The organism is Aeromicrobium chenweiae, from assembly GCF_003065605.1.
Taxonomy (GTDB): domain Bacteria; phylum Actinomycetota; class Actinomycetes; order Propionibacteriales; family Nocardioidaceae; genus Aeromicrobium; species Aeromicrobium chenweiae.
Genome location: NZ_CP026952.1, coordinates 1,790,782 through 1,816,572 on the forward strand (window position 1 = coordinate 1,790,782; position 25,791 = coordinate 1,816,572).

Below are 25,791 nucleotides of genomic sequence, written 5' to 3' on the forward strand. Positions count from 1 at the left end.
CTAATCACTCCAAAATGACCTATGATGGCAAAATGGCGCGACCACGGAAGTTCGACGAGGACACGGTCATCGAGGCGGCCCGTAACCAGTTCTGGCACCACGGGTACGAGGGAACGAGCATGGCCCAGCTCTGCGAGGCCACAGGAGTCGGCTCGCAGAGCCTCTATGGAGCCTTCGGAAGTAAGCGCGACCTGTTCGTGCGCACCCTCGGCGACTACTGTGGCAACCAGCTGACCGGCCTCACGCAGAGCGAAGAAGCCGCCAGTGACTCTTGGGCGTGGCTGATGGCCGCCGTGACCTTCGAGGACGACGGCCGCATAGGTCTCACCCGCGACGGGTGCTACCTCTCCGACTCGGCAGCCGCGCTGTCGCGCCTGGACGACAAGGTCCACGACGCATCGCGACGAACATTCACCGAGATCCTCGGAGTTTTCGCCACGGCGCTGACCCGAGCGAAGTCGCAGGGGGTGGTGCGCCCTGACGTCAACGTCGAGGAGGCCGCGCTGTCGCTGCTGGTCGCGATGCAGGGCGTCGAGTTCCTCCGCAAGTCCGGTCTCGACGACGGGCAGTTCGAGAAGGCGAAGTCGAGCACCATCGATGGGCTGAGCCGGGCCTTCACGATCCACGCTGAGAATTGAGCGGTACGAACGCAGATCGGAGCCAGCTCGTCGACGTCGCCGAAGGACTGAGCCGTCCCGGGCTGGCTGCCGCCTCCTTGTGAGTCAGGGAGGATGAGCACGTGCCACTCGGTCGCACCGTCCCCTATGTGCTGGGGCCGTCGTTTGCGCACGAGGTCAAGCTTTAACTGAGGGCGAGCCAACCGTTCTCGACCCGCCAGCGACGGGTCGGCGAACTTGTCTGCATCCAGAACCCGTCCCGTTCGCCCTTCAGGTCCGGGGAAGGAGGACGATGGCGGTCTGGTCGGCGCTCTCTAGCCGGTCGGGGTCGATCCCGGCTTGCCCAGGCCTCGATGTCTTGGAGGACGGCCAGGACGAGGTCGGCGAGCTGCTCGGCGTCCGGCACGCTCAGCCATTCGGCGACCGCGTCCGCGGCGATCGCGTCCTTCTCGTCCCCGCCTAGTCCTTGGTCCAGGACTGCGCGCTGGCGACGTGGAGAACCGCCGCCTCGTCGAACTCTCTCGGTCTGGCCAGCCCTCCAGGGTTGCCCATAGTTGACGGTTCAGTCCATAACTCAGTAGCGTTATGGATGATCCAATCAAAAATATGGAGGTCGGGATGACAGGCGAAGTGACAGGACCGATGCGAGCGGTGGTGCATGACCACCACGGCGACCCGCGCCAGGTGCTCCGGCTCGCCCAGCTGCCCCCCGTGGGAGCCCCGGGCCCAGGAGAAGTCTCGATCCGGGTGACGGTCCGACCGGCGCATCCCGGAGACCTCCTCGGCATCACCGGTGGAGGGGGTCCGGCCGGGTCAGCAGGGAAACCCCGGATCCCGGGCTTCGACGGGGCAGGCGTCGTGGTGGCCGTCGGCCGCGACGTGGTCGACCTCCAGCCGGGGCAACGAGTGGCGTTCTTCCCGGTCCCGGGGGCCTGGGCCGAGCACGTGATCGCGTCGGCTTCGGCTGTGGTGCCAGTGCCGGACGAGATCGATGACTCCACCGCGGCTCTGATGCTGGTCAACCCGTTGACCATGCAGATGCTGCTGCGCGCCCTGGATGAGGCGTGGGCCGGAACGCCGCGTCCATTCGTCCAGACGGCGGCGGGGTCCTCCGTCGGACGGCTGATCGCCGCCGCGGCCGAACGGCACGACTTTCCGCTGGTGAACCTGGTCCGCAGCGCCGCCGGCGCTGGTGCGCTCACCGAGCGGTTCCCGTCGCTGACCACTATCTCCACCTCTGAACCCGACTGGCCGGCCCGGATGCGCGACGCACTGGGAGAACCTGCATCGGTCGTCCTCGATGCTGTCGGAGGCGCGTTGGCGACGAATCTGCTCGCCGGTCTCGCCGACGGAGGGTCCCTGATCAGCTACGGAAGGCTCTCCGGGTCCTCCGTCTCGCTGGGCGCCACGGACGTCGTCGGACGCGAGCTGCGGACCCGCGGAGTGTCGATCGGGCGATGGGGTCGGTTGGATGCCGAGCTGCGCCGCGAGGACGTGGCCTTCGCGCTCGCCACGGCACAGGCGCGGCCCGACCTGTTCGGGGTCGCGGCGAGCTATGACCTGGCGGACTTCGCGAACGCAGTAGACGAGGTCGGTCGTCCCGGCAAGGTCGGCACCGTCCTGCTGACCAGCCCGACCGAGCAGCCCGCCTGACGGCGGTGACGAACGTGATGGACTTCGGCATCCCCGGCGCGGACGAGGTGACCCAGGCCATCGCGGGCCTCGCGGTATCCGACGTTCGTCACGTGTCTCTTTCCAACTGGCGCTGACCGCGGTCCCTCGCGCGGTGGCCGCCTGACGCGGCTCGACGGCCCCTGTCCGGCCGGCAAGCGAAGGATGGACCGAGGACGCTGACAGGCTTGGCCGACCACGCGGTCGGTGTCGATCCCGATCGAGACCGCATCACCGCGGCAGCGGTTTGCCCAGACGCAGGACCACCTGCTTCTAGGGTGTCTGGCACAACCGCGTGTGGCTGAGGGCAAGCCCGGCGATGGGCAGACGAGCACTCGAGTCAAGAGCATCGCGTCTGGGCATCCTGACGGCGCTCGTGGTCACTGCACCAGCAGGCCCTGCACGTCACCGCGACCGGCGCCCCGATGGGGACGCCGGTCGCGTCATCGCCTCGCCCCAGCGGGCGACCACTTCATCGCGGAGATCGATAGGAAATGCTCTTGCTTTAGAGCTGGGCCTGGCCGCCGTCGGCGAAGAGCTCGGTGCCCGTGACGAAGCTGGCCTGGTCCGAGGCCAGGAACAACACCGCGTTGGCGATCTCATCGGGGAGCCCGATGCGTCCGAGTGGCACGTTCCCGGCAAGCATGTCGAGCAGACCCTGGGCCTGGGAGGGGTCGGGTGCCAGACCAGCGAGGCCCGGGGTGTTGATCGGCCCGGGTGCGATCACGTTGACCCGGATCTGGCGGCCGGCGAGCTCGGCGGCCCAGGTGCGGGTGAACGAGCGCAGCGCAGCCTTGGTTGCGGCGTAGACACCGAACGCCGGGTTGCCCTTGCTGGCCGCTGCCGAGCCGGCGATGACGACCGATGCGCCGTCGACGAGCACGGGCAGTGCCTGCTGCACGGTGAACACCGTGCCGCGGACGTTGACTCTGAAGGTCTCGTCGAACCCTTCGGGGGTCAGTTCCTCCAAGGTGGCGAACGCGCCGCCGCCAGCGTTGACGAACAGGATGTCGAGGCCCTGCCCACGTGCGGCGATGGTGGTGAACACCCGGTCGAGGTCGTCGAGATCGGCGACGTCACCGCGGATCCCGGTGACGTTCTCACCCAGCGCTGCAACCGCACTGTCGAGCTCGGCCTGGCGGCGGCCGGTGATGAAGACGTGCGCTCCCTCATCGACGAAACGCCGGGCGGCGGCCAGACCGATGCCTGAGGTGGCACCGGTGATCAGGGCCGTCTTGTTGTCCAGTTGTCCCATGATGATGCTTCTTCCTTTGCGGTTGATGGTGATTTGTTGGGTGCGGCTGGCCTCGAATGCCAGCGGTCAAGGGGTTTCAGTCGGAGTCTGCGGTCAACGTCGGGATGACGCGGTCGCTGACGCCGGGGGTACGGGTCGGTATCGAGGACGAAGGCCTGCTGTCTCGGCGTTTGGTACCGTACGGTTAATAACGCGAACCTAGCATGATCGAGACGCCCGGCGCAAAGTTTCAAACCGATCGGTCTCAAACCGGGGTATGATGGCTGCATCACAGACCAAGGAAGGGGGCGGCATGGCGGGCGGACGTCCACGGACCTTCGATGCTGATGCCTCGCTGGATCGTGCCGTGGATGTGTTCTGGCAGCAGGGCTACGAAGGCACTACGATCTCGGAGCTGACTGCGGCGATGGGGGTGAACAAGCCAAGCCTGTACGCGGTGTTCGGCACGAAGGAGGAACTGTTCCAGCAGGTCGTACGGCGTTACGCCGAACGCGAGCTCGCCTACTTTGGTGACGCCCTCGAGCAACCCACCGCACTAGAGGTCGTCCGCGACTACCTCGATCGCAACGCTGCCGCGCTGACCAGATCCGACCGTCCGCGAGGGTGTCTGTCCATCCAAGGCGGCCTGTCAGCCAACCCCGCCAACAGCACCGTGACCCAGTTCCTCGCCAGCAGCCGCCTCGCCGGTGAGCACGCACTCGCCGCACGACTCACCCAAGCTCGCAACGACGGCGACCTGCCTGCCGACTCCGATCCCGCAGCCCTGGCCCGCTTCGTCATGGTCTTCTCCGAGGGTCAAGCCGTCCATGCCGCCGCCGGCGCCACCCATCAAGAGTTGCAACAGTCCGCCGACATCGCCCTCAAGGCATTCGAGCTCGCCCTCACCCCGGCAAGCTGAACACGCCGACCGTCGACGCGAACTACGCCAACCGCCCGATCAACAGGAAGGGTGGAGCACGATCCGCGTGCTTCCTTCGTCGCGCTGGGGCCGGTGGCCGACTGGCTGGAGAGAATCCGGACCGCACCCCGAACTCGTTCCGCCGCGGCGGTAGTGGGCAACCAGTGCGCATTGCTCTGCGGATATCGCCAGCGACGGCATCGGGGGAGCGGCTGACATTGTGGATCGACCCACCAAAAACGTCTATGCTGATCGGTATGGAAACCAACCTTGCATCACCGACCCGAGAGCGCATGGTCGAGCTCGCCCAGCAGTACTTCCGACTGGTCGATGGGGAGGAGGGCTCGCTGCCCGGCATGTTCACCGACGACGCTCGAGTGTTCTTTCCCAAGTACGGCACGGCCCGTGGTCCGGGGCAGTTCGCCGAGCTCGCTGGCGGGCTGCTGAGGAGTCAGAAGTTCTTCAGGCACGACGTCGACACCATGGTCTTCACGGCGGAAGGCAGCCGATTGGTGGTGGAGGGCCTCGAAGCGGGCGAAGCCGCAGACGGTCGCCCGTGGCCCGCGCACCCGCGCAGCGAAGGCCGCTACTGCAACGTCTTCGAGTTCGCTGGGGAGCTCATCACCAGGCTGCACATCTACGCTGACCCCGACTTCCTCACCGAAGACACCGACCGCCTGCGGTGGGACTGAGCGACCAGAGCTGAGGAGTTGTTCGTGCCGTACATGCCTCGACGTTTAGTGCGTTGCGACATGTGCGGCACCCCACGTGGTTCGCGGCGGGTGTCCGGCGAAGCGGCATCTGAGGCGCCGCCTGGTCTTTAGCGCCGAGAGATCAGGCGGCGACGTGGCAGTCCTGGACGTGATCGTTCACGATGCCGACGTTCTGTTGAAGGCGTAGGTGCTGTTCGGTCCCACCGGCCCGAAGCCCACCTGCTGGAGTCGTTGGGCCAAGGCCTTCACTTCCGGGCTGGTGACCCGGACCTCGCTGCGATCCACGGGCAATCCCGGCAGGACCTCTGGCGTCCGCGCGTCGAGGACATGAAACTGGACCTGGACCACCTCAACCTTGTCGAGGACTTGCTCCCAGGCCCATGCGGGCGGCTCGATCGATCGCGGATCGTCACGGCGGGCACTGCTTCGGGGGCAGACCGCCGGAACCCTGTTGGAACTCACGGGCTCGATCCCGACGGCACGGGCGGCGAGGACCTGTCGGACGATCGAGCCAGACAAGGGGGTTGCTTGCCTCTGCAGGGGAGCGAGGCAAGAATCAGACCCCCTTCGCCGAGCGCTCACTCGCCGGCATCGCCGGCTACGACGCGGCGGAGACGACCGATGAGGACCCCGCTCGATCTCTACAGCGGCCAGTGGGCAACGGTGTGTGCCGAGCTCGCCGACGACCATCCGCTGGGGCGCCTCGAGTGCAAGTGGATCGGCGCCAGACATCACTCGCGTGCACATGCCTGCATCCGGATCAGGCATGGCGGAGCGGTATGACTGACCGTGTCGCCCCTCGGACACACAAGCGATAGTGGCCCTGAACTGCGGAAACGCAGTCGGGGCCACTTTTGCATTGGCGGACGTTGGGACCACGATCACGTCCACGTCCGGTTGGACGCAACGTCAAGCTCAGGCGTCAGGCAAGGATCGCCCACTGAGTCGCAAGGTCGTGGTCGACGGGTGGTGGTGGCTGGATCGCGGCTGGTCAGGGCAGTGGCAGCTCTCTGAGCTGTCGCCGGGAGGTGATGTCCAGCTTGCGGAAGATGTTGCGGAGGTGGGCTTCGATGGTGCGGGGGCTCAGGAACAGCTGCGCGGCGACCTCCCGGGACGTCGCCCCCGTGGCCACGAGTCGTGCGATGCGCAGCTCCTGCGCGGTGAGATCGTCGCTCGGCCGGGCGGTTCGTTTGCGGGGATGCTCGCCCGTGGCGCGCAATTCACGAGCAGCGCGCGCGGCAAACGCCTCCGCACCCATGGCGGACAGCAGGTCATGCGCGGTGCGGAGCTGTTCGCGGGCGTCCTGCCGTCGGCCCTGGCGGCGCAACCACTCGCCGTAGACGAGATGTGCGCGGGCGAGGTGGGTGGCCATCCGGCAGCGGGCGAGTCGTTCGATCGCCTCGCAGTAGTGGACCTCCGCGTCAGGACCAACGGTGGTCAGCGCACGTGAGCGTGCGGCAAGCCCCAACGCGAACTCAGTCCCACTGGCGCGGGCCCGGGAGCTGAGCTCCTCCAGCGCGCCGGCCGCACGCTCCAGGTCACCGGCACGGGATGCCGCTTCCACGAGCTCGGGCAACGCACTACTGGAGTGTGGGAAGTCATCGTGCTCCCACGATGGCGTGGCCGAGGCGAGAGCTGCGGGGTAGTCGCCCAGTCCGTTGTGCAGGTAGGCCATGGAGACCTCGCTCGAGCCGAGCGTCGTGCCCTCACCCCGCCGGGTCGCATCCGCCACGACCGCCACGTTGAGGGCCGTGGCCTCGGATTGCCGTCCGCGCCAGGCAGCCAGGATGAACCTGGCGTTCGGTAGCGGAGGAGCACCGGTCGCCCGCGAGATCTCGTCATCCTCCGAGAGGAGCTCGGCGGCACGTGAGAGCTCGCCGGTGAGTACCAGGACGACCGACATGGCATTCAGCGCAGCGGGAAGTGCGGACAGCGCCCCTGTCTCGCGGGCGTTCCGGACGGCGCCGCTGGCCAGTGCGAAGAACGACTCGTCGTCCCACAGCATCACCGAGACGTGACAGGCCAGCCACAGCCATCGGCCGTTGTCCTCGTCAGGCGCGGCGTCGTCATGGCACAGCGCCTCGAGTGCCAGCCGCAGCGTGGGAACGCTCGCCTCGTACCCGTGGGTGAACCTCGTGGTCAGTCCGTCCAGCAGCAGATCGACCGGCCGGGGCGGCGTCGGCGGGGGAGGCGCTTCCTGGGCTGCTGCTTCGGCCACCTCCCGCAATCCGCGGCCCCGGGAGAGGCGACCGGCGTGGAAGGACGCCTCGAGGGCCTGCACGTAGGCCTCGCGTGCCAGTGCCGCGTCCAGCGGACCCAGCGTCCTAGCGGCGTCGAGAAGCATCGTGGCCCCCTCGCTCCCGCGTGTGGTGTGGAACGCGATCTGGGCGCGGAGCAGCTCGATCCTGGCGCATTGCAGGGCGTCCAGTGGCCCGGCCTCGGCGCTGGCCAACAGCTCCAAAGCAGCGTCCGAGGCGCCGGCGCTGTGGCTGGCGTACGCGGCTTCGAGTGCCCGCGTCGCGCGGACGGCAGCGTCAGGGGTCAGCTCGGCCGCATGCCGCAGGAAGGCGGCCGCGGCAGCCGCACCCCCGCGAGCGCGCGCCCGTCCCGCCGAGTGCTCCAGCCCCGCCGCGGCCTCCTCATCTGGCCCGCTGAAGGACTGCGCGTAGTGCCAGGCGTGCCGGTCGGGATCGGTCCGCGGGTCGGTCGCCTTGGCAAGCGCGCCGTGGACCCGGCGCTTGTCCGGCGGGCTGGCGGCCCGGTACACCGCGGAGCGGACGAGTGGATGGCGAAACCGCACGCGCGCGCGGATCTCCAGCAGCCCGCTCGTCTCAGCAGGTGCCGCTGCCTCGTGGGGCATGCCCAGGTGGGTGGCGGCGCGCCACAGCAGCGCGGCCTCCCCGGTCGGCTCGGCCGCTGCCATCAGCAGCAGCAGCCGGGTGTCGGCCGGCAGACTGGCGGAGCGGCGTCGGAAGCTGTCCTCGACACGGCGAGGGACGCTCAGCGCGTCCTCGGGTATCTGGAACCCGCCGGCCAGCTGCGCCACGGGTGCAGCCTGGGGCAGCTCGAGCAGTGCCAACGGGTTGCCACGGGCCTCGGCGACGATCCGGTCGCGCACGCGGTCGTCCAGCGGTGCACGGACTGCGGCCTGCAGCAGCTCGCGTGCGTCGACCTCCCCGAGTCGGCTGAGGCACAGCTCGGGCAAGCCGGTCAGAGGATGATCGTCGTTGGTGGGGGAGTCGCGCACCGCGAACACCAGCGCCACCGGCTCGGCCCCGAGGCGGCGGGCCACGAACGCCAACAGCTGCGCCGATGCCTGGTCGAGCCACTGTGCGTCATCGACCAGGCACAGCAGCGGGCCGTCCTCGGTGACCTCGGCCAGCAGGTTGAGGATGGCCAGGCCCACGAGGAAGTTCTCGGGCGCAGCTCCGTGACGTTGCCCGAACGCCACCGCGAGGGCGTCCTGCTGCGGTTCGGGCAGCTCGCGCGCGCGGTCCAGCATGGGTGCGCACAGCTGGTGGACGCCGGCGAAGGCGAACTGCGTCTCGGACTCCACGCCTGTCGAGACCTCCACCCGGAAGCCGGCTGCGGCTGCGGTCTCGCGGGCGTGCTCCATCAGGGCCGATTTGCCCATTCCCGCTTCTCCGCGCACGACCAGGGCGCCGCTGTGCCCTGCCCGTGCCTGCGCGAGTAGCCGGTCGACTGCCTCGCGCTCGGCGCGTCGGCCCAGAAGTTGCACCGGGGGCTCCCGTCGTGCGAGGTCAGGACGCGCCCATTGTGGCCTACCGGTGAAATCGCCGCTACAGCCTGTTCGTATCACCGGCCCGCACCGTACCCGCCTAAGGGATTTGTACCGACGCGAAGTCGGCGCGCCCCGGGGGAGCCTGATGTCAGCCAGCCGCCCGCACCGCTTCGACCGGAAGCGGATCCGAAAGGAAGCCATCATCATCACCGACTCTCCCGTCATCGAGGTCGACCGCCTGGCCGTCGCCTATGGCGACTTCACGGCGGTCCGCGACCTGTCCTTTCAGGTGCGACGCGGCGAGCTCTACGCACTGCTCGGCACGAACGGGGCCGGCAAGACGTCCTCCCTGGAGGTCATCGAGGGTCACCGCCCCAGCGCCTCGGGCACAGTCCGGGTGTTCGGGGAGAGCCCGCAGAACCGGCGTGCGGTGCGTCCGCGGATGGGCATGATGCTGCAGGAGAGCGGGTTCTCCCGCGATCTGACGGTGAGGGAGTCCGTGAGCCTGATCGGCACGTTGAGCGGGCGGCGCGACAACGTCGACCGGGTGATCGGGCTGTCCGGCCTGGACCGCAAGAGCAGCACCCAGGTCTCCCAGCTCTCCGGTGGTGAGAAGCGCCGGCTGGACTTCGCCACGGCCGTGTTCGGCGGGCCAGAGCTGCTCATCCTCGACGAGCCCACCGCCGGCCTCGACATCGGATCGCGTGATGCGCTCTGGGCCGCCGTGGACCGGCTGCGTGACGAGGGATCCACGGTCGTCCTGACCACCCACTACCTGGAGGAGGCGCAGGAGCGCGCCGACCGCATCGGGCTCATGCACCGAGGAACGCTGCGCCGCGAGGGCACCGTCGCCGAGCTGACGCAGACCCTGCCCTCCGTGATCAGCTTCGCACTGCCTCCGGGGTCCCCTGAACCGCCGATCGTTGGAGCGCGAAATGGCAGCTTCCACGTCGAGACCTTCGATCTGCAGGGCGACCTGCACCGGTTGCTGGAGTGGGCGCACCGCGCCGGGGTCGAGCTGCAGCAGCTGGAGGCCGGCCCGACCCGCCTCGACGACGTCTTCCGTGCCCTCGAAGCCGCCTGAGCCCACGACCCGCTCCACGACCGCAGCACCGTGCCACGAAAAGGAACCCCCATGCTCGACATCGCTCGCAGCGAGCTGATCCAGATCTTCCGCAACCGGTTGGTCCTGGTGACCGGTCTGGTCATCCCGGTGGCCTTCAGCGCGTACGTGGTCCATCAGCACGAGTCCTTCGCCGATCTCGGGACCCTCGGCTACATCCCCGCGATCGTGATGTTCGTCGTGCTTGCGCTGGGGCTCTACACCACCGCGGTGACCACGCTGGCCTCCCGCCGGCAGGACCTGTTCCTCAAGCGGCTGCGCTCCACCGCCGTGAGCGACCCGGACATCCTGCTCGGGCTGCTGCTGCCGCTCACCGTCATGGCGCTCATCCAGGTGGGCGTGATCATGGCCGTGTTCGGTGTGGTCGTCAGCGGCCCGGACCAGATCCCGCTGTTGGTGGCGGCGGTCCTGGCGACGACGGTGATGATGGGCGCGCTCGCGCTGGCCACAGCGGGGCTCACGAACTCACCCGAGCACGCCCAGGTCACGACGCTGCCGCTGTCGCTGGTGGTGATCGTCGTGGCCAGCTGGGTGGGGATCACCGGCACGGAGGACCTGGCCTACGTCAAGCGACTCATTCCTGGTGGCGCGGCCACCGAGCTGGTCATCAATGCCTGGGAAGGTGGGGTTCCCCTCAGCGACTCCCTGCCGCTCCTGCTGCCGACAGCCGCCTGGGTCGGCGCCTCCATCTCGCTGGCCGTCCAGTTCTTCCGCTGGGAGCCACGCCGATGAGCGCGCGTCGCGTCCTGGGCGGACGCTACGAGCTGGGTGAGGTCAGTGCCAAGCCGGGCGACGTCGAGGACCACCGAATGGCACCAGCCATGAGCGGCCACGCCGACGTGGCCGCAGTCGACTGCTGACCGACAGCAGATCAACGAGAAAGGAAGACGATCGTGGGACTCATCACTGTGGGGGACGAGAACGGCACGCCGGTCGAGCTCTACTTCGAGGATCAGGGCGGGGGACAACCCGTGGTCCTCATCCACGGCTATCCGCTGAGCGGTCACAGTTGGGAGCGTCAGACGCGCGCACTGGTCTCTGCCGGATACCGCGTCATCACCTACGACCGCCGCGGCTTCGGACAGTCCTCGAAGGTCAGCACCGGGTACGACTACGACACGTTCGCCGCCGACCTGGACGTCCTGCTGCGGACGCTCGATCTGCGCGACGTCATCCTCGTCGGCTTCTCGATGGGTACCGGTGAGCTCGCCCGCTATGTCTCGCACTACGGCGTCGAGCGAGTGGCGAGGCTTGCTTTCCTCGCCTCGCTCGAGCCCTTCCTTCTCGCCGGTGAAGACAACCCCGGGGGAGTGCCCCAGGAGATCTTCAGCGGGATCGAGGCCGCGGCGAAGGCTGACCGTTATGCCTGGTTCACCCAGTTCTTCTCCGACTTCTACAACCTCGAGGAGAACCTCGGGACCCGGATCAGCCAGGATGCGGTGACCGGTAGCTGGAACGTCGCGATCTCCAGCGCTCCCATTGCGGCCCACGCCGTGGTTGCGTCATGGCTCGAGGACTTCCGGACGGACATCCAGGCGGTCCGCGCGAGCGGCAAGCCGGTCTTGATCCTGCACGGCACCGCGGACAACATCCTGCCGATCGACGCCACGGCGCGTCGGTTCCGTCAGCTCCTCCCGGACGCCCGGTACACCGAGATCGAGGGTGCGCCGCACGGGTTGCTCTGGACGCACGCCGACGAGGTCAACAGTGCCCTGCTCTCCTTTGCGGCTGACTGATGAGCCCCGTCGAGAGCATCGTGACGGCCCACCTGGACACCTGGAACGCCACCCACCGAGCACAGCGGGCTCGGTCCATCGCCTCGGTCTGCTCCTCCGACGTCTCCATCGGCGAGCCCGATGCGCTGCTCTACGTCCTCATCGATGCGCCGTGACGACCTCAACCCAGAAGGACGAACACATGACAGGGATCCAGGTGCTCCCGGACCCGTCCCGCCTGCGCTACCAGGCGAGCATCGACGGCGAGGTCGCAGGCTTTGTCGAGTACATCCTGACCGACGAGCTGATCGTCTTCACACACACCGAGGTCCACCGACGATTCGAGGGCAAGGGCGTCGGCTCCGCGATCGCCCGGTTCGCGCTTGACGACGTCCGTGCCGCCGGAAAGCGCAAGGTGATGCCGTTGTGCCCGTTCATCAAGGGCTGGATCGGTCGGCACCGCGAGTACGTGCCCATCGTGTACGGCGTCCACGAGCCGGCGAAGGACAACTAGATGATCACGACGCTCAAGGACAAGCTCGGTGCGACCGTGACGGTCACGCTGGAGATCGACAACCCGGTCAGCTCGTACACAGTGAGCCCAGAGGGGGAACCAGCTGTGGGCCGTGCCGACTTCGTCGATTCCCCCGGAACCGGCCATGACCGGATCTTCTTCCACACCGAGGTGGACGACGAGTTCGGTGGACGAGGTCTGGCGGGGTTGCTGGTCCGCGTGGCGCTCGACGACAGCATCCGCAGGGGCGTCACTGTCGTGCCGGTGTGTCCGGTCTTCGCGCGGCACCTGAGGACGCACGGCAGCGAGTTCACCGCGAGAGGCGGAGCGTTCCGCAGACCGACGCCTGCCGACATCGCCGTGGTCACACGCGCTGCACGAGGCGAAGCATGACGAAGGAGGGCCGATGCGGTCCATCATTCCCGACTACCTGACCGATGCGCTCGGTGACGTCGAGCCGGACGTCTCGGGAGAGCTGGCGGCGTACATCCCCGAGCTCGCGGGAGCAGATCCCGATCGCCTGGGTGCCGTCTTCGCCACTTTGGACGGCAGGATCTACGGCGCCGGCGACATCGACCACGAGTTCACGATCCAATCGATCTCCAAACCGTTCACGTACGCGCTGGCGCTGGCTGATCGCGGGTTCTACCCCGTGCTCGACAAGGTCGGCGTCGAGCCGTCGGGCGAGGCCTTCAACCAGATCTCCCTCGAACAGGGGACCGGGCGCCCGCTCAATCCGATGATCAACGCCGGCGCGATCACCGCGCACTCCTTGGCCGGCCCGCAAGGGCTGGATCCGGCAGGGCGGGTCGAGCGGGTGATCGACGGCTTGTCGGCGTTCGCCGGCCGACGGTTGGCGGTCGACGAGGCGGTGTGCGCGTCCGAGATGGCGGACGCGCACCGCAATCTCGCCATCGCGCACATGCTCCGCAGCTACGACATCCTCACCGAGGACCCCACAGCCGTCGTCGAAGGGTACGTCCGGCAGTGCTCGGTGCTCGTCAGCGCGCGGGACCTGGCCGTCATGGCCGCAACGCTTGCCAACGGCGGGGTGAATCCGCTCTCAGGTGAGCAGGTGGTCCATCAACCGGTCGTGCGTCAGGTGCTCAGCGTCATGGCCACCTGCGGAATGTACGACGCCGCGGGGGACTGGGCGACACACGTCGGCATTCCGGCGAAGAGCGGCGTGGCCGGCGGGCTCATCGGGGCGCTGCCCGGACAGATCGGCATAGCCACGTTCTCACCACGGCTGGACGCCCATGGCAACAGCGTGCGAGGAGTGTCCTTGTTCGAACAGTTCTCGTCCGATGCCGGCCTGCACGTGATGGAGGTGCCGGAGTCTGCGCCCTCGGTCGTGCGGTCGAACCGCGTCGATGGCGACCAATCGGATGCCGTCCGGGTGATCCAGCTGCAAGGGGGAATCCGCTTCGCCGGCGCCGAGCGAATCGTCCGTGAAGCTGCTGGCAACGCGTTCCCCGAGACCAGAGTGGCTCTGGATCTCAGCATGGTCTACTCGATCGACGACGTGGCGCGACGCATGCTGCTCGAGGTCACGCGTCGGCTCACCCTGGACGGCCACGACGTCTACCTGGTGGACCCGGAATCGATCGTGCCGGATCCCGATCCTGGCGATGGCGGCCGAGTCACCGTTGTCGAAGACCTTGCCCACATCGTCCGCAACGTCCACGCTCCCTCGCAGGCCATGAGCGGTCCTGCCGAACTGAGAGTCCCGACATGAGCAACCTGGAGCAGCACCCCGCCACAAGTACGTTCCGGCCAGTCCTGTGTACGTCGATCACCGGGTGCAGGGACAAACTCGTTGCCGTGACTCCTGACGGCGACGTCGTCCACGAGCTGCACGCTCCCGCTCATTCTGCGTACGCGCACGCCAGCTGGAGCCCGACAGCTCTCGCCGTCGAGGGCCACGGCGCGGAACGACGGATCTGGGTCGCCGACGGATACGGCGCCTCCCTGGTCCATGCCTACACGCCGGACGGGTCCTGGCTGATGAGCGCCGATGGGGCGGACTCCGGCACGGCCTTCGACTGCCCGCACGGCATCGTCGTCGACCAGCGGGGTTCCGAGCCCCTCCTCGTCGTGGCGGATCGAGCCAACCAGCGACTCGTCGAGCTCGGGCTGGACGGACGCACCCGCAGGGTCCTCGCCGACGGCCAGGTCTGGAGCCCGTCCGGTCTGGCGATCGACGACGACTTCCTGCTGGTCACCGAGCTCTGGGGCGACCTGGTGGTGCTGGACCGCGACGGCGCGGTCGTCGACCGGATCGCAGAGCAGTCGGTCGAGCCGACACGTCCCGGCTGGCCCAACGCGATGGCCGACGGGGCCGTCGTCCGGCCCAGCACACGCGCCGGCGCGCTCAACAGCCCCCACGGCATCGCCGTCGACTCGACGGATGGGTCCTGGGTATTCACCGAGTGGTTCATCGGAGGTCGCGTCGTGCGCCTCTCACCCTCGAAGAAAGGTTAGATCATGACAGGCAACAGGGCAGTCGCATACAAGGGTCCCGGAATCGTCGAGGTGATCGACATCGACTATCCGACATTCGAGCTGAAGGACGGCCCGGGGGTCAACCCCGCGAACATCGGCCGCAAGGTCCCGCACGGGGTGATCCTCAAGACGGTGACGACGAACATCTGCGGCTCGGACCAGCACATGGTCCGCGGACGCACGACAGCTCCGACCGACCTCATCCTCGGGCACGAGATCACCGGGGAGGTCGTCGAGGTTGGCCCCGACGTCGAGTTCGTCCAGGTCGGCGACATCGTCTCGGTGCCCTTCAACATCGCTTGCGGTCGCTGCCGCAACTGCAAGGAGGGCAAGACCGGTATCTGCCTGAACGTCAACCCCGACCGCCCAGGCTCCGCCTACGGCTACGTCGACATGGGCGGCTGGGTCGGCGGACAGGCCGAGTACGTCCTGGTGCCCTACGCGGACTGGAACGTGCTGATATTCCCCGACCGCGACCAGGCCCTGGAGAAGATCCTCGACCTCACGATGCTCTCGGACATCTTCCCCACCGGGTTCCACGGTGCGGTCACCGCCGGGGTCGCCGTCGGCTCGACGGTGTATGTCGCCGGTGCAGGTCCCGTGGGCCTCGCCGCCGCCGCATCCGCGCAGCTGCTCGGCGCTGCCGTTGTCATCGTTGGCGACCTCAACGACGACCGCCTCGCCCAAGCGCGCAGCTTCGGCTGCGAGACGATCAACGTCGGCGAAGGCGCGGTGCCCGACCAGGTCGCGCAGCTCCTCGGCACGCCCGAGGTCGACGCAGCCGTTGACGCCGTCGGCTTCGAGGCCCGCAGCCAAGGGCACGGCGCAACAGCCGCCGAAGCACCCGCCACCGTCCTCAACTCGTTGATGGACGTCACCGCCGCCGGCGGTGCGATCGGCATCCCCGGCCTCTACGTCACCGGCGACCCCGGCGCGGTCGACGACGCTGCCAAGGTCGGCGCCCTGTCACTGTCCTTCGGCACCGGATGGGCCAAGTCGCTGTCCTTCGCCACCGGACAGTGCCCCGTCATGAAGTACAACCGACAGCTGATGATGGCGATCCTGCACGACAAGGTCCACATCGCCCAAGCCGTCAACGCCACCGCCATCTCCCTCGAGGACGCCCCCCGCGGCTACGCCGAGTTCGACGCAGGCGCCGCGACCAAGTACGTCCTCAACCCCCACGGATACGTGCCCAGCACCTGAGCGCAAGACCAGCGAGCAGGCAAGGCGCGGACCGACGACAGGCAAGGTCCGCGCCCAGGCACTGGTGGCACTCAGTCGACGGTGAGCACAATCTTGCCGCGTAGGTGTCCTTGCGCAGCCCTCGCGTGCGCGCGCGCCGCGTCCTTGAGGGCGAAGGTGCTGTCGATCGCGACCCGGATGACGCCGTCGTCGACGAGCCGCACGAGCTCGGTGAGCTGGGCACCGTTGGCCCGGACCTGGGTCGAGGTGACCGTGACACCGAGGCGGGCGTTCTCCTCGTCGTCGAACTCGCCGAAGTACACGGGGTAGAGAGCGCCGCCGGGCTTGATGATCTTCAGGAAGCGCCTGCTGTCGGGTCCGCCGACGGTGTCCAGCACGAGGTCGACGTCATGGGCGACATCTTCGGGGCGCTGCAAGGTGTAGTCGATGAACTCGTCGGCGCCGAGCTCGCGCAGGAACTCCTCGTGGGCGCCGGAGGCCACCGCGATGACGCGGGCTCCCTTCCACTTGGCGAGCTGCAGGGCGAGGTGCCCGACGCCGCCGGCGGCGCCGTTCACGAGGACGGTGCTGCCGGGTCCGAGAGGCATCGGGCGGTGCTGCGCCTCCTGGAACGGCGACGGGTGGTCGTGGCCGAGGTCGATCAGGAACTGCCAGGCCGTCAGACCGGCCATGGGCAGACCGGCAGCGTGGACGTGGCTGACGCCGGAGGGCTTGCGAGCGAGGTCGGTCGCCGGGGCGGTGACGTACTCGGCGTATCCACCGCTTTGCATCACCGTCGGGAAACGCAGGAGCCCGAGCACCTCGTCGCCGACCGCGAAGTCGTCGACGTCGGCAGCGACGGCTGCGACGACGCCCGAGACGTCGGTGCCCGGGATCAGGGGCAGATCGAACGGAGGCTTGAGCTCCTCGGGGACGCCGGGCATGCCCTCGCGCGTGTACCAGTCCGGGGGATTGATGCCGGCTGCGCTGACGCGGATGAGCACCTCGCCGGCTGCCGGCTCCGGGATCGCCACATCGCCCTCGCGCAGCACCTCGGGGGCGCCGAACTCGTGCAGCTGGATGGCCTTCATCGTGCTGGGGGACATTGCCTTCTCATTTCATCGTGGGTGGGCTCGCGCACGGTGTGCGGAGCGGGTGTCAGTGGGATGCGTCGTCGGCGTGCGGGGCTCGGTCACCGAGGAGCAGGACGGTCGCCTCGCGGATCTCCTGGAAGCGCCCGTCGGCGTCGTGCCGGGCAAACACGTAGACCTCGGTGCGGAGGACGGAGCCGTCCTTCATGACGACACGGACGGTGTGGCGGTCGGCGTAGAGATGATCGTCGATCAGCTCGTCGTGGACCTCGATGGTCGCGCTCGCCATGGCCTCGCGGAGCTGGGCCATGCTCGCGGCGAGCTCGTCCCTGCCACCCCACTGGCCGTCGTCGGCGCGTCGCCGAAAGGAAGGGCTGAAGTGGCGCTCGACGGCGTCCTGCAGGTCGACGCTCGGATCGAAGAGCGGGGTGATGGCTTGGGCGATGGTGAAGCGGTGCGTCATGTCGTGTCTCCTGGACTCGTGACGGGGTATTGTTATCGGAGCGGTGCTCCAAATATATGGAGCAGTGCTCCGGATGTCAAGGGGGAGCTGTGCGAGCTGACGCGCGACGAAACTACGACCATGTCCTGGCGGTCGCCCGCACGGTGCTGACCGAGCAGGGTGCCGATGCGTCCCTGCGCGACGTCGCTCGCCGGGCGGACGTCGGTCTGGGAACGCTGTACCGGCACTTCCCGACCCGGGAGGCATTGCTGGAGGCGCTGCTTCGCACGAGCTTCGACAAGCTGGCCGCTGAGGCCGCGGAGCTGGAGCTCTCGAGCTCGCCGCGGCCGGCGCTCGTGGCGTGGCTTCGCGACTGCGTCGCGTTCACCCACGAGTACCGAGGGGTCATCTCGCCGATGGTGGCCGCCATCGAGGAGCCCGAGTCGGCGCTCCATGCCTCGTGCGTCACGATGCGTGCTGCCGGCACCCGTCTGCTGTCCCGGGCTCAGAACGCGGGGGTCGCCAGGTCGGACATCGACGGCGTGGATCTGTTCGCGCTGATCGCGGCCCTCGCGTGGCTCAACGACCAGCCGTCGACCGCGCCACGCGCTTGCCACCTGATGGATGTCATCGCCGACGCGATCCTCACGGGTCCCGTGCGCGACGATGACGACGTGGCGCCGAGCCCGCCGCCGACCGGCCAGTCGCCCCGCGGCTGAGGGGTCGGGTGAGCGGTGACGCCGTCCTGTCGACTTGTCGATGACGAGCTCGTCACGAGGACGCCCGCCGGCGAGCGCCGGTCGGCCTGCCCCTCGAGGCGGGCCGACCGGTGCTCACGAGGTGATGATCGTGCTGACTACGCCTTCGCCGCGTCGAGATCTTCGCGCTCGACGAGTTCCTCATGCTCCAGCGACGATCCTTCGGTGTCGATGTCGGGCAGCACCCGGTCCATCCACCGTGGCATCCACCAGCTCGACTCACCCAGGAGCTGCAAGGTGGCGGGCACCAGGACCATGCGGACGATGAAGGCATCCACGAGGACGCCCACGGTGAGCGCCAGGCCGATCGATGCGACCATCGCATCGCCGCCGCTGAATGCGAAGCCGGCGAACACCGCCGCCATGATCGCCGCCGCTGAGACGACGATGGGTGATGCCTGGCCAAATCCCTCCAGGATCGCCGCGCGGGTATGGCGTCCCTTGCGATGCGCCTCGTGGATGCGGGAGACCAGGAAGACCTGGTAGTCCATCGCAAGACCGAACAGCACGCCAACGATGATGAGCGGTGCGAGGCTGCCCAGTGGCCGGGCCTCGTCGAGACTCACCACGTTGCCCGCCCAACCCCATTGGAAGACCGCGACGGTGACGCCCAGGCCGGCCGCCAGCGACATCAGGAAGCCGAAGGTCGCGAGGACGGGAACTGCGATGGATCGGAACACCAGCGTCAGCAGCAGCAGCGAGAGCCCGACGACGCAGATCAGGTAGGTGATCAGGCCTGAGGAGAGCTGCGCGTCGACGTCGACGTCGACGGCGGTCTGGCCCGTCACCGCGACGGTCGCGCCGTCCACGTCGTCGATGCTCGTGCGCAGGGAGCCGACGAGGTCGGCCGTGCGGGCGTCGGTCGGTCCGTGCTCGGGAGTGACTGCCAAGAAGGCGACGTCGGCGACCTCCGAGCGCTGGACGGGACTGACGTCGACCACTTCGTCGAGCTTGTTGATCTCCGCGGTGGCGGCCGCCGCCGCCTCCTGCGCGGAGGTCCCCTCGAACAGGACGACGAGCGGGTTCTGCTTGCCGGCTCCGAAGGCATCGCTGACGGTGTTGTAGGCCGCGCGCTGCGAGCTGGCTGGGTCAGGTCCGCCGGGCGGGTCGAGCTCGGTCTCCATCGAGAGGGTCGGCACGGCGAGCAGGGCCACGACGACGGTGGCACCCACGATGCTGAGGACCGGACGGTGGACGACCAGCACCGCCCAGCGGCGCAGGAGCCCCGGACGTCCGGTCACGGCAGCGCGCTGATCCACCGGCACCCGGGGCGTCGGCGCGACCGTGCCGTTGACGGGACGCTCCTTGCGGGGGAGGGCCTTGCGTCCCAGTCCCTTCAGGACGGCGGGCACGACGGTCAACGACATCGCCACGGACACGATCACCGCGAGCGCGGCCCCCAGGCCCATCTCGGTGATGAACGGGATGCGGACGATGGCCAACCCGGCCAAGGCGATGACGACGGTGGTTCCAGCGACCACGACCGAGGTACCGGCAGTGCCAGTGGCCTTGGCGATCGCCGGGGCCACCTCGGAGCCCAAGCGGAGCTCGTCGCGGAACCGGGACAGGATCAGCAGTGCGTAGTCGATGCCGACCGCCAGGCCCAGCATCACCGCCAGGATCAGGGTGGTGGACTGGATGCCCTCACCGGTCGACGACCACGCCAGGATCCCGACCACTCCGACGATGACGCCGCTCAACGCGATCAGCATGTTGGCACCGGCAAGCCTGAGCGAGCCGAAGGTCAAGAACAGCACGACGAAGGCGATGACGACCCCCGCGATCTCGGTGATGCTCGCGATCTGGGGCGGTCCGTCCTCCAGGAGCCCGCCGACCTCAACGGTGTATCCCGCGTAGGTCAGCGCCCGTGATGCCTCGCGAAGGTCGGCCTCGAGGGCAGCCTGGTCGGTCTCGATGCCGACAGCGAGCGTCGAGACGGCGACGGACCCGTCGTCGGACACGAACGGCCGGTCCGCGTCGTAGGGGTCCGAGGCGGAGGTGACCCCGGCCTGCTCACGGGCTCCGGCGACGGCCGCCTCGACGAGTGCGCGCTGAGACGGGTCCTCGAGGGAGGCACCATCGGGCGCCTCGATCACGAGCATCAGCTCCCCGGTCTCCGGCCCGGGTGCCGCCGGGAAGGCCCGGTCCATGGTGGCCAGCGCGGTGGTCGACTCTGCACCGTCGATGCTGAACGGCGAGTCGGAGAACTTCGCTCCGCTGATGGTCATGACGACGAAGATCGCGATGAGCGTGGACCACGCGCCGGCGACGATCAGGCGATGGCCGGCGCTGAAGGCGCCGACCCGGGACAAGAAACGCGACATGAATGCTCCTGGATGAAGGTGTGGAGGTCGCGGATGCGACCTGACGCTTCACTTTCGGTCGAGGAGACCCCTGCCGACGTCGCCCAGACGCGGTACGCGGATACCGCGTCCGTGGTATTTCTTCGAGCCGAGCGAGACGCGCAGACGGCTCAGTGGTCGTCGAGCACGCCTGCCCGGAGGGCGGCCACGACGAGCTGTGCCCGGTCGGAGACGTGCATCTTGCTCATGGCCCGGTTGACGTGGGTCTTGGCGGTCATGGGGGAGATGAACAAGTGCCCGGCGATCGCGTCGTTGCTGAACCCGCGGGCCACCAACGTCACGACCTCGCGTTCACGCGTCGTGAGCGAGGCGAGCTTGCGCAGATCGTCCTCGGAGGCCGGGTCGTGCGTCCGGGTCGGAGCGGCGGCGGTGGCAGCCAGGTGGCCGACGACCGAGTCGGTCGCCATGGCAGACAGGGCAGAACCGCCGGCAGCGACCCGGTTGACCGCGGAGAGCAGCTCCTCGTAGTCGGCTGACTTGCCGAGGAAGCCGTTGGCGCCGGCCTTCAAGGCGTCGATGACGTTGTCGTCGGTGTCGAAGGTGGTCAGCACGAGGATGCCCGTCGCGGCCGTGGCGGGGTTCCCTCGCAGCTCCGTGATGGCTCCGACGCCGTCCAGGATCGGCATCCGCAGGTCCATCAGGATGACGTCCGGTGAGAGGGCGCGGGCCATGCTGACCGCGCGGCGACCGTCGGCGGCCTCGCCGACGACGTCGACCGTGTCGCTGGTCTGCAGCAACGCGCGGATACCGGACCGAATCATGGCCTGGTCGTCGACGATGAGGACGCGGATGGTGTTCATGTGCCTGGTCCTGACGAGGGGGGAGGAGCGGTGGCGGGCAGTTGTGCCGCCACGAGGAAGTCGTCACCGTCCGGCCCGGCACGGAAGGTCCCGCCCAGCTGCTGGATGCGCTCCTGCATGCCCCGCAGGCCGAGGCCGACGCCACCCGACATCGACGTCGCCTCACCGCGCCGGTTGCGCAGCGAGATCTTGACGTAGCCCTCAGACGGCTCGTCGACGACGACGGAGGCCGAGCCGTCGCCATACCGTTGCGCGTTGGTGAGTCCCTCCTGGAACAGGCGGTGCGCGGCCGATCCGGCGACCGGCGCGAGCGCCGCAAGGTGCTTCAGGCCCTCGGTCGTGATGCGCAGGCCGATGCCGTGAAAGCTCGTCAGCACCTCGTCGACCAGATCCCGGGCGTCCGAGGTGGACGGCGCGACCTCTGCTGCCGATCCGCGCAGGACGCCCAGGACGGCCCCCAGCTCCGCGAGCACCGCCTGGGTCGCGTCCTGCACGTCGTTGAGGGCCTGCTCGGCGACCGGCGGGGACCGGTGCAGGTTCGCCCGGGCGACGTTGGTGTGGACACTGACGACCGCGAGATGGTGCGCGACGCTGTCGTGGAGCTCGCGGGCGATGCGCAACCGGTCCTCGGCCACGTGACGGGCGACCTCCTCGCGCCTGCGCTCGGCTTCCTGCTCGCGCCGTCCCACCTCGGCGATCACGTACCGCCGTTGTGCCTGCTCCCACTGACCGAGGCCGACGGCCGCGGCCGCCAGGGCCACCAACCCGAACGCGCCGCCGCCGGCATCGTCGAGCGGGCTGTAGGCCGTGCCCACAGCGACGCCTGCGACGACGAGCCCGGCGGTCACCGCGTCGAAGCGGGGCCGGCGGAGGGCGAACAGGAACAGCAGCCCGCCGGCCACGGCCCAGGTGCCCCAGGGGGCGGGATCGCGCAGCTCCTGCGCGACCAGCAGCGCCGCGACCAGCACCGAGACGCTGGACGCGCGGATCGCGAGGGCCAGGCCCACGACCCCGCCGGCCAGGAGGATCGACGAGGTCGCCGACCCGACGTCGCCGTCCACGAACGTGGACACCACCCCGACCAGCAGGGCGATCACGACCCAGACGACGCCGCCGAGGGTCCAGCGGTCGCGCAGAACCGTCGAGCGGGAGGTACCCATGCCCGAACGATACGGGGCGTGCACCCGGCCGAGCTCACTTTGCGGGTGGTGACGGGCGACCGATTCCCGAGGAGCTGAGCGGCGGCGCCGACCGTCGGGTACCGCCTGTTGCGCCGTCGCCCCGAGAGGGAGGACGGCGCAACGGGGCGGCCGGGTCAGGCGGCCGCGAAGGACGCGAGGTCGAACTCGACCGGATCGCCGGAGAGCGTTGCCTTGGCGGACTTGCTGATGTCGTCAAGGATCTCGATCTCCCCGGCGGCAAGGCCGTCCAGAGCCAGCCGAGCGAGTGCTGCGGGGTCGATCATCGCAGAGGCGGGCAGGACCAGCCCGGCGTTCTCCGTGTACTCGATCAGGGTCTCGGTGGCGATGAGCGCCGGTACCAGGGCGGACACCAGGGTGCCCTGACCGGCGAGCTCCACCCGGACGCCGTTGGTCAGACCCCACTGGGCGGACTTCGCGGCGGCGTACGACGTGTTGCCGTTGACGGTCTGCCATGCGGTGGCGGAAAGCACGTTGAGGATGGCGCCCCCGCCGTTGCGGGCGAGGATCGGTGCGAACGCCCGGATGGTCGCGAGGGAGCCGTAGTAGCTCGAGTCCATCACCATCCGGATGGCCTCGAGGTCGCCGGTGACGAGGTTGCCGCCGGCGGTGAACGCGGCGTTGTTGATCAGGACGTCGACGTCGCCGGCGGCCTCCGCCGCGGCGTCGACCGACTTCTGGTCGGTGATGTCGAGGTGCAGCACCTCGGCCCCGGGGATGTCGACGAGCTCGGGGCGGCGGGCGGTCGCGTAGACCTTCGCGCCGCGCCGCAGCAGCTCGACGGCGAGGTGGTGGCCGAGGCCGCGGTTGGTGCCCGTGACGAGGGCTGTGGCGCCGTTCAGTTCCATGAAGGTGCTCTCCTGAGGTTCAGACAAAACGAGACGAATCCAGAAAGATGACCCAGTGGTCATCTTCACCTCGAGCGTAGCCAAAGATGACCACCTGGTCAACTTGTTAGGATGTCCTCGTGATGACCCCGATACGGCAGCTGCGCGCTGACGCGGCGCGCAACCGTGAGCTGCTCCTGGCCGCGGCCGAGGACGAGTTCGCCGAACGCGGGCTCGCGGCCTCGATCTCCGACATCGCCCGACGTGCGGGGGTGGCGAAGGGCACGGTGTTTCGCCACTTCGCAACCAAGGAGGAGCTCGTCGCGGCGATCGTGTGCGAGCAGCTCGACGCCCTCGCGGAGGTCGCCCGCAGCCAGCTGTCCGCGCCGGACCCGGAAGTGGGGCTCGTGGAGTTCCTGACCGTGACCGCCGCAAGGCAGCATGAGCGCGACCTGTCGTTTCTGCAGGCGGTCACGCAGACCGATTCCGCGGTGACTGCTCTTCGTGACGAGCTGCATGCCTTGGTGGAGCAGCTCGTCGGCCGGGCCCGTGACGCAGGCGTCCTGCGGTCCGACGTCACGGGGACGGATGTGTGGGTGCTGATGTGTGCGCCGATTCATGCGGTCGGGTACGTGTCCGACCCCGCGCCCGATCTGTGGCGCCGCTATCTCGCGCTGATCTTCGACGGCCTGCGCCCCGACGGGGCCCACCCGCTGCCGGCCGCTCCGCCGACCTGGCCCTGACCCATCAAGCCCGCAACTGAGGCTCCGGTCACTTGTCAGGCTGGGGTCGGGGCGGTGTGGCGGGTCAGGAAGTCGAGCTGGTCCGCGATGACGGTCTCGAACAGCGGGGCGACGTAGGGGTCGAAGTGGCCGCCTTCGTAGATCTTCACCGTGGAGCGCTGGATCTTGGCCGCGGCTGCCTCTGCGACAGGCCGGGGGGTGATGGCGTCCTGGGTGACGATCTGGACCAGGGCGGGGCATCGGACGCGGGCGGCCCACCGCCGGGGCGAGTATGCGCCGATGCTCAGTGCGATCCGGGCCGCCACCGTCTGTGGGTAGTCGCCGTCGTTCAGGCCCGACTCGCGGATCAGCGTGAGCATGCCCGGGTGTGCATCCGGCGTCGTCATCATCCCGACACGTCCGGGCACGTTGACACTGTCGACGAGCACGGGGTCGCGGCCCAGCCACGAACCCACCAGATCACGTACGCCGGGTACCGCGACCTTGAGTGCCGCCTTCAGGCCGGTCGACCTGACCGCGGCGGGTCCGCTGACGTGCGGGACCTGCGCGATGATCGCGGCCAGTGGCTCACCCCGGCCGGCGATGGTGATGACGTGGCCGCCGGCGAAGGACGTTCCCCAGGCCACGACCTTCTGCGAGTCCACCCCTTCCAGGGTGCGGGCGTAGCGCAGGGCCGCACGCCAGTCCTGGTGCTGCATCCGGACACTCAGCAGCTGACGTGGCTCACCTTCGCTGTCGCCGAAGCCCCGGTAGTCGAACACCACCACGACGAAGCCGGCTGCGGCGAACCGTTCGGCGTAGGCGTACAGCCGCAAGGCGCGTACTGCGCCGAAGCCGTGCGCCATGACCACGACGGGCCGCCGCCCCGCGTGGTCGGTGGACGGCCGGTAGACGCGGGCGGCGCAGCGGGTGCCGTGGGCGTCGAACCAGTCCTCGGAGAAGGTGAACGTGCCGGTCGTTGCTTCGGCCATCGCCGACTCCTTCGGTGGGAAGCGCCCAGTCACGGGGTCTTGGACGTCGATCAAGAACGTACTGGCTGTCTTGATCGACGTGCAAGATAGAGTGACGCATGCCTCGGAACCGACGACCCCGCGATCGCGAGGAGAAATCGGCCGAGATCGTCGCCGCGGCGGCCACCTTGTTCACCGACGTCGGCTTCGAGAAGACCTCACTCGTCAGCGTCGCGAAGGTTGCCGGCGTCACGACCAACACGATCTATTGGTACTTCGAGAGCAAGGAAGCGTTGCTGGTCGCTGTCCTCGACCACCTGCTCGCCGAGGCGCTGCACGGTGTCGACGAGCAAGCCGAGACACCGTTGGTCGACCGCCTCCTGTGGGTGGTCGGCCGTCTCGACGAGCGGGCCAAGCTGGTCACGACGGTCCACGCGCTGGCCACCACCTCGCCAGTCGTCGAGGCGTGGCACGACGGCTTCCATGCCGTCACGAACGAGATCCTGGCTGACGGTCTCAGGCAGTCGGGCATCCCCGAGGAGCAGGTCGTCCCGATGACACGACTGGGAGTCTTCGCGATCGAGGGTCTCCTGATGCACCCTCTTCCGGAGGCGGAGCAGCGTGCGGTCCTTCGCCTGGCCCTGGACGGGCCGCGTTGAGCGCAACCGTCAGTGGGTCGA

Annotated in this window: 27 protein-coding genes; 17 read left to right on the forward strand and 10 right to left on the reverse strand. The window is 68.7% G+C overall.

Annotated elements, in window-relative coordinates; genetic code table 11:
* The first annotated feature begins 32 nt into the window (after positions 1-32).
* Both C3E78_RS08585 and C3E78_RS08590 read left to right on the forward strand, forming a co-directional pair.
* Positions 33-638, forward strand: a complete 606-nt coding sequence (locus C3E78_RS08585) for a TetR/AcrR family transcriptional regulator (protein ID WP_159085847.1) — start codon at positions 33-35, stop codon at positions 636-638.
* 564 nt (positions 639-1,202) lie between these two features.
* Entirely contained in the window at positions 1,203-2,270 is a 1,068-nt protein-coding gene (locus C3E78_RS08590; RefSeq protein WP_199906974.1) for an alcohol dehydrogenase catalytic domain-containing protein, read from the forward strand.
* 523 nt (positions 2,271-2,793) lie between these two features.
* Here the strand turns inward: C3E78_RS08590 and C3E78_RS08595 are convergent.
* Entirely contained in the window at positions 2,794-3,543 is a 750-nt protein-coding gene (locus C3E78_RS08595; RefSeq protein ID WP_108577899.1) for an SDR family oxidoreductase, read from the reverse strand.
* A 292-nt stretch (positions 3,544-3,835) separates the two neighbouring features.
* Here C3E78_RS08595 and C3E78_RS08600 point away from each other — a divergent pair, with 292 nt between their 5' ends.
* Positions 3,836-4,441 carry a TetR/AcrR family transcriptional regulator gene (locus tag C3E78_RS08600; protein WP_108577900.1) on the forward strand — a complete coding sequence of 202 codons (606 nt, stop codon included), beginning with the start codon at positions 3,836-3,838 and terminating at the stop codon, positions 4,439-4,441.
* Positions 4,442-4,605: 164 nt separating this feature from the next.
* Positions 4,606-5,133 carry a nuclear transport factor 2 family protein gene (locus C3E78_RS08605; RefSeq protein WP_135804933.1) on the forward strand — a complete coding sequence of 176 codons (528 nt, stop codon included), beginning with the start codon at positions 4,606-4,608 and terminating at the stop codon, positions 5,131-5,133.
* A 177-nt stretch (positions 5,134-5,310) separates the two neighbouring features.
* Here the strand turns inward: C3E78_RS08605 and C3E78_RS18290 are convergent, their stop codons facing one another.
* Both C3E78_RS18290 and C3E78_RS08615 read right to left on the reverse strand, forming a co-directional pair.
* Positions 5,311-5,616 carry a hypothetical protein gene (locus tag C3E78_RS18290; RefSeq protein ID WP_135804932.1) on the reverse strand — a complete coding sequence of 102 codons (306 nt, stop codon included), beginning with the start codon at positions 5,614-5,616 and terminating at the stop codon, positions 5,311-5,313.
* Between the two features lie 529 nt (positions 5,617-6,145).
* Positions 6,146-9,121, reverse strand: coding sequence for an ATP-binding protein (locus C3E78_RS08615; RefSeq protein WP_424922764.1), 2,976 nt, complete (start codon positions 9,119-9,121; stop codon positions 6,146-6,148).
* Between C3E78_RS08615 and C3E78_RS08620 the strand changes: the two genes are divergently transcribed.
* From C3E78_RS08620 to fdhA, 10 genes are all read left to right on the forward strand, one after another.
* Positions 9,042-9,980: an ABC transporter ATP-binding protein gene (locus tag C3E78_RS08620; RefSeq protein WP_235833775.1), complete on the forward strand. Its 939-nt coding sequence runs from the start codon at positions 9,042-9,044 to the stop codon at positions 9,978-9,980. The genes C3E78_RS08615 and C3E78_RS08620 overlap by 80 nt on opposite strands.
* A 51-nt stretch (positions 9,981-10,031) precedes the next feature.
* Positions 10,032-10,751, forward strand: a complete 720-nt coding sequence (locus C3E78_RS08625; protein ID WP_108577903.1) for an ABC transporter permease — start codon at positions 10,032-10,034, stop codon at positions 10,749-10,751.
* Positions 10,748-10,879 carry a hypothetical protein gene (locus C3E78_RS18715; protein ID WP_268916172.1) on the forward strand — a complete coding sequence of 44 codons (132 nt, stop codon included), beginning with the start codon at positions 10,748-10,750 and terminating at the stop codon, positions 10,877-10,879. Before C3E78_RS08625 ends, C3E78_RS18715 begins: the two co-directional genes overlap by 4 nt.
* Before the next feature lie 33 nt (positions 10,880-10,912).
* Positions 10,913-11,755 carry an alpha/beta fold hydrolase gene (locus C3E78_RS08630; RefSeq protein WP_108577904.1) on the forward strand — a complete coding sequence of 281 codons (843 nt, stop codon included), beginning with the start codon at positions 10,913-10,915 and terminating at the stop codon, positions 11,753-11,755.
* The gene (locus tag C3E78_RS18295; RefSeq protein ID WP_159085848.1) at positions 11,755-11,910 is read left to right on the forward strand and encodes a hypothetical protein; all 156 of its coding nucleotides are present in this window, start codon (positions 11,755-11,757) and stop codon (positions 11,908-11,910) included. The genes C3E78_RS08630 and C3E78_RS18295 overlap by 1 nt, the downstream gene beginning before the upstream one ends.
* Positions 11,911-11,936: 26 nt before the next feature.
* Positions 11,937-12,248 carry a GNAT family N-acetyltransferase gene (locus C3E78_RS08635; RefSeq protein ID WP_108577905.1) on the forward strand — a complete coding sequence of 104 codons (312 nt, stop codon included), beginning with the start codon at positions 11,937-11,939 and terminating at the stop codon, positions 12,246-12,248.
* Complete coding sequence (locus tag C3E78_RS08640) at positions 12,249-12,641, forward strand: GNAT family N-acetyltransferase (RefSeq protein ID WP_108577906.1); 393 nt, start codon at positions 12,249-12,251, stop codon at positions 12,639-12,641. It abuts the gene before it with no gap.
* Positions 12,642-12,654: 13 nt separating this feature from the next.
* Entirely contained in the window at positions 12,655-13,986 is a 1,332-nt protein-coding gene (locus C3E78_RS08645) for a glutaminase (RefSeq protein WP_108577907.1), read from the forward strand.
* 86 nt (positions 13,987-14,072) lie between these two features.
* On the forward strand, positions 14,073-14,732 hold the full coding sequence (locus tag C3E78_RS08650) for an NHL repeat-containing protein (RefSeq protein WP_108577908.1): 660 nt from the start codon (positions 14,073-14,075) through the stop codon (positions 14,730-14,732).
* A 3-nt stretch (positions 14,733-14,735) separates the two neighbouring features.
* Positions 14,736-15,959, forward strand: coding sequence for a formaldehyde dehydrogenase, glutathione-independent (fdhA, locus tag C3E78_RS08655; RefSeq protein ID WP_108577909.1), 1,224 nt, complete (start codon positions 14,736-14,738; stop codon positions 15,957-15,959).
* Positions 15,960-16,030: 71 nt separating this feature from the next.
* Here fdhA and C3E78_RS08660 read toward each other — a convergent pair whose 3' ends face one another.
* Both C3E78_RS08660 and C3E78_RS08665 read right to left on the reverse strand, forming a co-directional pair.
* Entirely contained in the window at positions 16,031-17,044 is a 1,014-nt protein-coding gene (locus C3E78_RS08660) for an NADP-dependent oxidoreductase (protein WP_235833774.1), read from the reverse strand.
* Between the two features lie 52 nt (positions 17,045-17,096).
* Positions 17,097-17,492 (reverse strand): nuclear transport factor 2 family protein, encoded by a 396-nt coding sequence (locus C3E78_RS08665; RefSeq protein ID WP_108577910.1) that lies wholly within the window; start codon positions 17,490-17,492, stop codon positions 17,097-17,099.
* An 89-nt stretch (positions 17,493-17,581) separates the two neighbouring features.
* On the opposite strand from C3E78_RS08665, the gene C3E78_RS08670 reads away from it, so the two are divergent.
* A complete protein-coding gene (locus tag C3E78_RS08670; protein WP_108577911.1) occupies positions 17,582-18,190 on the forward strand; it encodes a TetR/AcrR family transcriptional regulator in 609 nt (202 codons plus the stop codon).
* 137 nt (positions 18,191-18,327) lie between these two features.
* On the opposite strand, the gene C3E78_RS08675 is transcribed toward C3E78_RS08670, so the two are convergent.
* From C3E78_RS08675 to C3E78_RS08690, 4 genes are all read right to left on the reverse strand, one after another.
* Positions 18,328-20,553 (reverse strand): MMPL family transporter, encoded by a 2,226-nt coding sequence (locus C3E78_RS08675; RefSeq protein WP_108577912.1) that lies wholly within the window; start codon positions 20,551-20,553, stop codon positions 18,328-18,330.
* Between the two features lie 149 nt (positions 20,554-20,702).
* Complete coding sequence (locus C3E78_RS08680; RefSeq protein WP_108577913.1) at positions 20,703-21,392, reverse strand: response regulator; 690 nt, start codon at positions 21,390-21,392, stop codon at positions 20,703-20,705.
* Positions 21,389-22,552 (reverse strand): sensor histidine kinase, encoded by a 1,164-nt coding sequence (locus C3E78_RS08685; protein ID WP_108577914.1) that lies wholly within the window; start codon positions 22,550-22,552, stop codon positions 21,389-21,391. The genes C3E78_RS08680 and C3E78_RS08685 overlap by 4 nt, the downstream gene beginning before the upstream one ends.
* A gap of 155 nt (positions 22,553-22,707) precedes the next feature.
* The gene (locus C3E78_RS08690) at positions 22,708-23,439 is read right to left on the reverse strand and encodes an SDR family NAD(P)-dependent oxidoreductase (protein WP_108577915.1); all 732 of its coding nucleotides are present in this window, start codon (positions 23,437-23,439) and stop codon (positions 22,708-22,710) included.
* 122 nt (positions 23,440-23,561) lie between these two features.
* Here C3E78_RS08690 and C3E78_RS08695 point away from each other — a divergent pair, with 122 nt between their 5' ends.
* Positions 23,562-24,161 (forward strand): TetR/AcrR family transcriptional regulator, encoded by a 600-nt coding sequence (locus C3E78_RS08695; protein ID WP_108577916.1) that lies wholly within the window; start codon positions 23,562-23,564, stop codon positions 24,159-24,161.
* Positions 24,162-24,196: 35 nt separating this feature from the next.
* Here C3E78_RS08695 and C3E78_RS08700 read toward each other — a convergent pair whose 3' ends face one another.
* The gene (locus C3E78_RS08700) at positions 24,197-25,165 is read right to left on the reverse strand and encodes an alpha/beta hydrolase (protein WP_438938501.1); all 969 of its coding nucleotides are present in this window, start codon (positions 25,163-25,165) and stop codon (positions 24,197-24,199) included.
* A 65-nt stretch (positions 25,166-25,230) separates the two neighbouring features.
* Here C3E78_RS08700 and C3E78_RS08705 point away from each other — a divergent pair, with 65 nt between their 5' ends.
* The gene (locus C3E78_RS08705) at positions 25,231-25,770 is read left to right on the forward strand and encodes a TetR/AcrR family transcriptional regulator (protein WP_108577918.1); all 540 of its coding nucleotides are present in this window, start codon (positions 25,231-25,233) and stop codon (positions 25,768-25,770) included.
* The last annotated feature ends 21 nt before the right edge of the window (positions 25,771-25,791 follow it).

Bases quoted from the DNA above. Each gene is read 5' to 3' on its own strand.
- C3E78_RS08585 (WP_159085847.1), top strand. From the start codon at position 33: ATGGCGCGACCACGGAAGTTCGACGAGGACACGGTCATCGAGGCGGCC.
- C3E78_RS08590 (WP_199906974.1), top strand. From the start codon at position 1,203: ATGGATGATCCAATCAAAAATATGGAGGTCGGGATGACAGGCGAAGTG.
- C3E78_RS08595 (WP_108577899.1), bottom strand. From the start codon at position 3,543: ATGGGACAACTGGACAACAAGACGGCCCTGATCACCGGTGCCACCTCA.
- C3E78_RS08600 (WP_108577900.1), top strand. From the start codon at position 3,836: ATGGCGGGCGGACGTCCACGGACCTTCGATGCTGATGCCTCGCTGGAT.
- C3E78_RS08620 (WP_235833775.1), top strand. From the start codon at position 9,042: ATGTCAGCCAGCCGCCCGCACCGCTTCGACCGGAAGCGGATCCGAAAG.
- C3E78_RS08615 (WP_424922764.1), bottom strand. From the start codon at position 9,121: ATGACGGGAGAGTCGGTGATGATGATGGCTTCCTTTCGGATCCGCTTC.
- C3E78_RS08625 (WP_108577903.1), top strand. From the start codon at position 10,032: ATGCTCGACATCGCTCGCAGCGAGCTGATCCAGATCTTCCGCAACCGG.
- C3E78_RS18715 (WP_268916172.1), top strand. From the start codon at position 10,748: ATGAGCGCGCGTCGCGTCCTGGGCGGACGCTACGAGCTGGGTGAGGTC.
- C3E78_RS18295 (WP_159085848.1), top strand. From the start codon at position 11,755: ATGAGCCCCGTCGAGAGCATCGTGACGGCCCACCTGGACACCTGGAAC.
- C3E78_RS08635 (WP_108577905.1), top strand. From the start codon at position 11,937: ATGACAGGGATCCAGGTGCTCCCGGACCCGTCCCGCCTGCGCTACCAG.
- C3E78_RS08640 (WP_108577906.1), top strand. From the start codon at position 12,249: ATGATCACGACGCTCAAGGACAAGCTCGGTGCGACCGTGACGGTCACG.
- C3E78_RS08645 (WP_108577907.1), top strand. From the start codon at position 12,655: ATGCGGTCCATCATTCCCGACTACCTGACCGATGCGCTCGGTGACGTC.
- fdhA (WP_108577909.1), top strand. From the start codon at position 14,736: ATGACAGGCAACAGGGCAGTCGCATACAAGGGTCCCGGAATCGTCGAG.
- C3E78_RS08660 (WP_235833774.1), bottom strand. From the start codon at position 17,044: ATGTCCCCCAGCACGATGAAGGCCATCCAGCTGCACGAGTTCGGCGCC.
- C3E78_RS08665 (WP_108577910.1), bottom strand. From the start codon at position 17,492: ATGACGCACCGCTTCACCATCGCCCAAGCCATCACCCCGCTCTTCGAT.
- C3E78_RS08675 (WP_108577912.1), bottom strand. From the start codon at position 20,553: ATGTCGCGTTTCTTGTCCCGGGTCGGCGCCTTCAGCGCCGGCCATCGC.
- C3E78_RS08680 (WP_108577913.1), bottom strand. From the start codon at position 21,392: ATGAACACCATCCGCGTCCTCATCGTCGACGACCAGGCCATGATTCGG.
- C3E78_RS08685 (WP_108577914.1), bottom strand. From the start codon at position 22,552: ATGGGTACCTCCCGCTCGACGGTTCTGCGCGACCGCTGGACCCTCGGC.
- C3E78_RS08690 (WP_108577915.1), bottom strand. From the start codon at position 23,439: ATGGAACTGAACGGCGCCACAGCCCTCGTCACGGGCACCAACCGCGGC.
- C3E78_RS08695 (WP_108577916.1), top strand. From the start codon at position 23,562: ATGACCCCGATACGGCAGCTGCGCGCTGACGCGGCGCGCAACCGTGAG.
- C3E78_RS08705 (WP_108577918.1), top strand. From the start codon at position 25,231: ATGCCTCGGAACCGACGACCCCGCGATCGCGAGGAGAAATCGGCCGAG.